Genomic DNA, 6593 nt, shown 5'->3' with positions numbered 1-6593 from the left:
CCAAAGTTGTTTGCCCATTGGCAGTTTCTTCAGTTGGCGGCTGGACGATAGGAGCCGGATGAGCTGAGAGGTTCACGTCCGGTTCTGTGAGAGCGTGGGAGTGAGATTCCCCTGCGCTACTCGACTCGTCGTTTGCTTCCAGTATAAGCAGGGGGCGGAACGGTTTCGCGTGGAGCTGGTCGAACGTCTAAGCAAGTTTGGGCTTGAGGTGGAACCGACGAAGACCAAAGTGATGGAGTTTGGAAGATTCGCCGTCCAGAATGCCAAGCAAAGAGGGGAAAGGGCAGAGACGTTTGATTTTCTGGGCTTTACCCACTACTGCGGGACAAAGCGGAACGGCAAAGGGTTTCGGATGAAGCGGGTGACAGCCCGCAAGAAGTTTATCGCCAAGCTGAAAATCTTCAAGGAATGGCTGAAGAATGCCAGAACTCTGAAGACCAAAGAACTTTGGGAAACAGCCAAAGCCAAATTGAGAGGTCATTACAACTACTACGGCGTATCCGACAACAGGCGAGGCATTGCACGGTTCGGAGAGGAAGTGAAAAAGCTGCTGTTTAAGTGGCTGAACCGTCGTGGTAAACGTGGCTGTCTCAACTGGCAAAAGTTCAATGAGATGCTGAAGCGTTTTCCTCTACCGAAACCAAGGATCAAGGTCAGTATGTTTGGATCTTCTGTGAATTGACCATGTGAGGAGCCGTGTGCGTAAATAGCGCAAGCACGGTTCTGAGAGGGGTTAGAGCCAACTGATGTATGGTTGAGATAATGTGGCACTGCCGGGAAACCAGGCAGAAACGGAGAACACAAACATCACCCTGTAGCATCAGGAGAAACTAATCTACTCGACAGTAAAGAACCCACCCATTTTTATGGGCGCCAGTTTGATCCAGAAAATCCTATGGACAATATTTTGATTTCAGTTATGATGGCTTTCCCCATTTTGATGAAGGTTAATGTACTTTTTAAGGATGGAATGAAAAAGAGGAATAAATCATGAATACAGAGCGTTTGCTGCTTGATACCGATCACAAGGGTAACCTGAAGGGATTGCCGAAATTTCCTCCCAACAAACAGGTGGAAGTCATTTATCTGATCGTTGATAAGCCGGTGCAAAAAAAACGTGCGCGTCGCTTTCCACATCGGGACATTGCCGGAAAGATGCGGCTGATGGGCAATATTTTTAACACTGCTTCCGAAAAAGACTGGAATTTGCCCAAATGATTATCCTGGATACGCACATCTGGTTGTGGTGGGTCAATGAGAGCATCGATCTCATTGGGCAGGTCAGAAACGATCTGATCCAAAGCGCTGACGTTGTCGCTGTCTCTGCCATAAGCTGTTTTGAAGTTGCATGGCTTGATGCTCATAGCCGAATTGAATTGCCCTGCAGCAGAACGAGCTGGTTTGAAAAAGCACTGGAAGGCTCCGGTATCAATCTGTTGCCCATAACGCCCGCCATTGCGAGTATCGCTGTGGATTTGCCTGAACATCACAGCGATCCGCAGGACAGGATCATCATTGCCACCGCGCTGAGCCAAGATGCGCAACTGATGTCAGCAGACAAAAAATTCTCCCGATATAAAGAACTTGCAGACAGATTGTTATAACCCGTTGTTTCGTCCATGCGTTGCACCAAACAGGCTGTCAGATCGCTTCCTTTTCGGTCGATCCTACTACATCGGGCACATTCCCGCAAAGCGTAGAAGTTTTGATTGGCGATGTCACTGATCAAGTGGCGGTCCAATCAGCAATGCAAGGCGTGGATTCAGTCGTTCATATGGCGAGAGCTTTGAAAATCTATACCCTTTTGTCATTCCCGCGCAGGCGGGAATCTATAAGTTCCCGAAAAGACCAGATTCCCGTTTTCACGGGAATGACAATTAACAACATTTTGGGATAAAGCTCTCATGGCGGCGCTCCTGCACATTGTCAATCCGCCGCCTGAATTACGTGAAAAATACGAGCGTGTAAATATTGGCGGAACAGCGACGGTAGTTGAAGCTGCAATCAAGGCGGGTGTGAAGCGCGTTGTCTTGTTCAGTACGATTGCGGTGTATGGGCCTTCAGATGGTAGCGTGCTCAATGAGATGTCGCCAACTCATCCTGACACTTTTTATGCTCAAACCAAATGTGCTGCCGAACAGATTGTCTTGAATGCGAGAGGCGCCGACGGTCAATCCTTGGGGACTGTTTTGCGCCTCGGTGCTGTGTATGGCAGTCGGATCAAGGGAAATTACCAACGGCTTGTGCGGTCTCTGGCACGGGGCCGCTTCATTCCTGTGGGGAAGGGTGCCAACCGTCGCACACTGGTTTATGACAAGGATGTGGCACGTGCCGCCGTGGTGGCCGTGTCACACGATGCGGCGGCGGGAAAGATTTTCAATGTATCGGATGGTTGTTTTCATACTTTGAATGAGATTATTGAAACGATCTGTGATGCTCTGGGACGGAAGCCGCCGGGGTTTGCATTGCCTGTGTCGCCCGTGCGCCGGGCGGCAGGGTTGATGGAAGATGGTGCGCATTTGTTTGGTCTTCAGGCGCCTGTTACAAGGGCAACCATAGACAAGTACACTGAAGACATCGCTGTGGATAGCCGGCGAATTCGCGATGAACTGGGTTTTGTGCCGCAATATGATCTGGCCGCCGGTTGGGTAGAAACGGTCGGGGAAATGCGGTAACAAAATAGTTTGACATATTGACATAATGACATGAATAGGGTATGAGGAAACCATCGGCGGGGAATCAACCCTACCGGATTAGAAAACGGATGTGAAAACATGTTGATCACGGTGGACAAAAGGGGAAGTATCAACCTTCCCGCCTCCCTGCGGAGGCAGTTGGGGCTCGTTGCGGGCGCGTGTCTGGATCTGTCGGTTGCTGACGGGGGGGGCTTCATCCTGCAGCCTGTGGCGGTTTATCCGGCCGTTCATCTGAATGAGCAGGGACTGGCGAAACTGAAGGAAGCCAGGGAAAGCGGCGCCGCGGCGATGCCGGTCTGGTTGACCGATGAGATGGCGCATGCCGAAACTGATCCCGAGTGAGAAGTTCATTGAGGATGCGGAACGCTTTCGTCGTCAACCGGAGATCATGAAGAAGATCGCGAAGACCCTGGGTCTTCTTGAAAGAAATCCTCTCCATCCCGGCCTGCACTTGGAGCGCATCGTCAATGACCCGACGGCGTGGGCCGCTCGCGTGGACCAGCGATACCGCCTCTCCTTCGATCCGGAGAAAACGCTGCCGGCGGGAAACCCGGACTGGTCGGCATCGCTCCACCTCCTGCGTCTCCTCGACCATGACGACCTCTATCGCCATCCCCGCTGAAAGGTCGGGGAAAGCCCCCAATGATGATGTTCGTCCTTAAGAAGCTGGTCAGCCGATTTTTCTTTCCCCTGGCATTGGTTATAGAGCTTCTCCTCTTGGGTGTTTTTCTTAAGAAAAGAAGAAGGTCGATTGTTTTAGCGGGAGTTGCAATTCTTTACCTCTTTTCTTTTGCTCCCTTTGGCTACTTGATTTTGCGTCCTCTGGAAAGTCAATATCAACCCGTTTCATCGTCCAGTTTGAATAAAGAGGTGCGATGGATTGTGGTACTTGGCGGCGGTTCCCGGGGAGATAAAGCTCTCACTCCGGAAGACCGATTGGGTGACGCCAGCTTGAAACGTTTACTGGAAGGGGTGCGGCTCAGCCGCCTCATCCCTCAGTCGCGGTTGGTTCTTTCCGGTGGGGATTATCAGGGAATCTCTCCAGACGCCTTGATCATGCAGCAAGTTGCCCTTGATCAAGGTGTGGCACGGGAGAGAATAATATTGGAGTCGGCTTCCTGGGACACCATCGATCAGGCAAAATTTTTGCGGGATCGTTTGGGGCAGGCCCCTTTTTATCTGGTGACTTCTGCCAGCCATATGCCGCGAGCAATGAGGATGTTTATTCGTTCCGGCACGCAACCGATTGCGGCCCCTACAGATTTTCGGGCTGTATGGGCGCCTTTGCAAGTTACAGACTTTTTCCCGCAAGCCGGGACCTTGGCCAATACGGAAAGGGCCTTTTATGAGTATCTTGGGCTTTGTTGGGGGTTGGTAAGGGGGCAAACATAAGTTTTGAGTTATGAGTTCTTAGTTGCTTAATGTTTTGATCCAATCTGCACGATTGAACCAACCCCAGTTGCAAGGCAAGGGATCTTTGCTTGCATTTTATATCTGTTCAGGTATAATGTTCCATGGCGAATCAAAAAGAAAAACCGCTCGTATGGTTGGGTAGCAGCAAAAAAGACTTAATGGCGCTGCCCGTGATTGTTCGCAAGTTCTTTGGTCATGCCTTGGACTTTGCCCAGCGCGGAGAGCAGCACGATGCAGCCAAAGTTCTGAAAGGCTTTGGCGGTGCGGGCGTACTGGAGATCGTTGAGAATGACCAGGGAAACACTTACCGCGCTGCATACACAGTCAAGTTCGAGAATGCGGTTTTTGTATTGCATGTGTTCCAGAAAAAGAGCAAGAGCGGCATTGCGACACCAAAGCCGGATATGGACATCATCCGCGAACGCCTGAAAGTCGCGGAGAAGTTTTTACAGGAGATGCGGGATGAATAAGCGAATGATTGATGGCGTCGAAATAGAGATGAGTTCAGGCAATGTCTTTGCCGACCTCGACTTGCCTGAGGCGGATAAACTCAAAATTAAGTCTGGCCTCGTGATTGAAATCACTAAAGCTGTGCGCAATCTTGGCTTGTCGCAAGAGGAAGCCGGGCGCCGTATGGGGTTGCCTCAACCAAAACTATCGGGCCTGCTTCGCGGTGATTTTTCCAACGTATCTGAGCGCAAATTAATGGATTGTTTGAACCGGTTGGGCTACGACATCGAGATCAAGGTTAAACCTGCGGCAAAACCAGTTGGGCATCTGATGTTGGCTGTTGCATGAAGAAGTGAATATTTGGGGGGCAGGTCTTGCATTTTAGCGTTTTGCCGGGAGAAAGACAAGTGCTTCTGCTGGTTCAGGCTTGCAGCCTGAACCATTTGTTAGTGTTTTGGTTCAATCTGCAAGATTAAACCAACCCCAGACAATCCAGGAGATGCGGGAATACGGTGGTTTATAAGGTCGTTAAGCGATTATTTGATTTAACTGCTACGATAATTCTACTTTTAGTATTAATCGTGCCGATGATTATCATTGCCCTTTTGGTGAAAGCAACATCAAAAGGGCCTTTTTTATATTGGTCCGATCGAGTGGGCGTGGGCAACGGGATTTTCAGGATGCCGAAATTCAGGACGATGCGGATTGATACGCCTGCGGTTGCGACGCACTTATTAGCGGATCCCGATCAATTTCTGACACCGATAGGTTCTTCGCTGCGGAAATGGAGTCTGGATGAGTTCCCGCAATTGTGGAGTGTTTTGATAGGGGATATGAGCTTTGTGGGACCCCGGCCGGCGTTGTTCAATCAAGATGATCTGATTGCCTTGCGGACGGAACGCGGTGTGCATCGATTAATCCCGGGGATTACGGGCTGGGCGCAGATCAATGGCCGGGACGATATTCCGATTCCGAAAAAGGTGGAATTTGACGAGTATTATCTCAACAACAAATCATTTTTGTTTGATTTGAGGATACTTTTTTTGACGTTTTTTAAGGTTACGAGAGCGGAGAATGTGAGTCATTAAAAAAAGTGCTGAGTGCTGAAAAAAAAGTGCTGAGTGCTGAGTGCTGAGTGCTGAGGACTGAGTAAAGGAAAAAGAGTGGGGATTATGCAGCGCGATATTAAGACCATAAACCTTTTCAGCACGGCCGATTCGCGGTTTATCGTGTTTTCCGACGCCCATCGGGGCGACGGGACGGGGAGCGATGACTTTGCCGCCAATTCGCTGATCTTCAAATGCGCCCTCGACTATTACCTCGCGGAAGGCTTCACGTTGATCGAGCTGGGCGACGCGGAGGAGCTTTGGGAAGTCGAGCGCTTCCAGCAGATTTACATCACCCACACCTCGATTTACGAGCGGCTGGCCGCGTTTCATGACAGCGATCCCGAAAAGACCCGCTACATCAAAATCTGGGGCAATCACGATAGCTACTGGAAGGACAACGAAGAGAAGCTCCGCAGGCTGTTTCCCGGCATCGTCGTTTATGAGGCGGCCCTTCTGGACGGGCACATCCTGATGCTGCACGGCCACCAGGCCGACAATTCGGTCAGCAGCGTCTTCGCGCGCGCGGCCAAATTCGTGATCCGGAAAATATGGACTTTCGCGCAACGCATGGGCGCCAAAGACCCGACGCGGGCGGCCAACAACCCCGGCCGCTGCGATGAGATAGACGAAACGCTGCATGGCTGGGCGACGAAGGGCATAATTAGGGACAGAGCCCCATTTTCCCCCCCACCCAAAACATGCCCCCCACCCCGACCCTCCCCCCGGAAGGGGGAGGGAGATTTGATCGACACGATCATTGCCGGCCACACCCACCGGCCCGTCTTTGAAAACCTCTCACTTACGGAACGGATGTATCTTGAGGGAAGGATGGGGAGACCCCGAGGAAATAAGAGGGCACGTTCCCATATTTCCTCCGATCGAGCCTATTACAACACCGGCTCCTGCGTTCATCCCCGCTGCATCA

At 51.1% G+C, this 6593-nt stretch carries 11 protein-coding genes; all 11 read left to right on the top strand.

Translation table 11 applies throughout. The features are described 5' to 3' along the window. The first annotated feature begins 100 nt into the window (after positions 1–100). Positions 101–682: a hypothetical protein gene (locus M0P74_17820; GenBank protein ID MCK9365444.1), complete on the top strand. Its 582-nt coding sequence runs from the start codon at positions 101–103 to the stop codon at positions 680–682. A 308-nt stretch (positions 683–990) separates the two neighbouring features. Beyond that, positions 991–1218 carry a hypothetical protein gene (locus M0P74_17815; GenBank protein ID MCK9365443.1) on the top strand — a complete coding sequence of 76 codons (228 nt, stop codon included), beginning with the start codon at positions 991–993 and terminating at the stop codon, positions 1216–1218. Continuing rightward, positions 1215–1604: a type II toxin-antitoxin system VapC family toxin gene (locus M0P74_17810; protein MCK9365442.1), complete on the top strand. Its 390-nt coding sequence runs from the start codon at positions 1215–1217 to the stop codon at positions 1602–1604. The genes M0P74_17815 and M0P74_17810 overlap by 4 nt, the downstream gene beginning before the upstream one ends. Positions 1605–1904: 300 nt before the next feature. Then, the gene (locus M0P74_17805) at positions 1905–2675 is read left to right on the top strand and encodes an NAD-dependent epimerase/dehydratase family protein (protein MCK9365441.1); all 771 of its coding nucleotides are present in this window, start codon (positions 1905–1907) and stop codon (positions 2673–2675) included. Between the two features lie 99 nt (positions 2676–2774). Continuing rightward, positions 2775–3038 carry an AbrB/MazE/SpoVT family DNA-binding domain-containing protein gene (locus M0P74_17800; protein ID MCK9365440.1) on the top strand — a complete coding sequence of 88 codons (264 nt, stop codon included), beginning with the start codon at positions 2775–2777 and terminating at the stop codon, positions 3036–3038. Further along, positions 3016–3318 (top strand): type II toxin-antitoxin system RelE/ParE family toxin, encoded by a 303-nt coding sequence (locus tag M0P74_17795; protein MCK9365439.1) that lies wholly within the window; start codon positions 3016–3018, stop codon positions 3316–3318. The genes M0P74_17800 and M0P74_17795 overlap by 23 nt, the downstream gene beginning before the upstream one ends. A gap of 20 nt (positions 3319–3338) precedes the next feature. Beyond that, on the top strand, positions 3339–4088 hold the full coding sequence (locus M0P74_17790; protein MCK9365438.1) for a YdcF family protein: 750 nt from the start codon (positions 3339–3341) through the stop codon (positions 4086–4088). A 122-nt stretch (positions 4089–4210) separates the two neighbouring features. Next, entirely contained in the window at positions 4211–4579 is a 369-nt protein-coding gene (locus M0P74_17785) for a type II toxin-antitoxin system RelE/ParE family toxin (protein ID MCK9365437.1), read from the top strand. Beyond that, a complete protein-coding gene (locus tag M0P74_17780) occupies positions 4572–4907 on the top strand; it encodes a helix-turn-helix domain-containing protein (GenBank protein ID MCK9365436.1) in 336 nt (111 codons plus the stop codon). The genes M0P74_17785 and M0P74_17780 overlap by 8 nt, the downstream gene beginning before the upstream one ends. A gap of 164 nt (positions 4908–5071) precedes the next feature. Next, positions 5072–5647 carry a sugar transferase gene (locus tag M0P74_17775; protein MCK9365435.1) on the top strand — a complete coding sequence of 192 codons (576 nt, stop codon included), beginning with the start codon at positions 5072–5074 and terminating at the stop codon, positions 5645–5647. 84 nt (positions 5648–5731) lie between these two features. Beyond that, on the top strand, positions 5732–6593 hold an 862-nt coding region (locus tag M0P74_17770), incomplete at its 3' end, for a hypothetical protein (GenBank protein MCK9365434.1).

It is taken from the genome of Syntrophales bacterium (assembly GCA_023229765.1).
In the GTDB taxonomy this organism is placed as follows: Bacteria; Desulfobacterota; Syntrophia; order Syntrophales; family UBA5619; genus DYTH01.
Note: the sequence above shows the minus strand (reverse complement) of the source record. Positions and strands in the feature narration are given on the sequence as shown.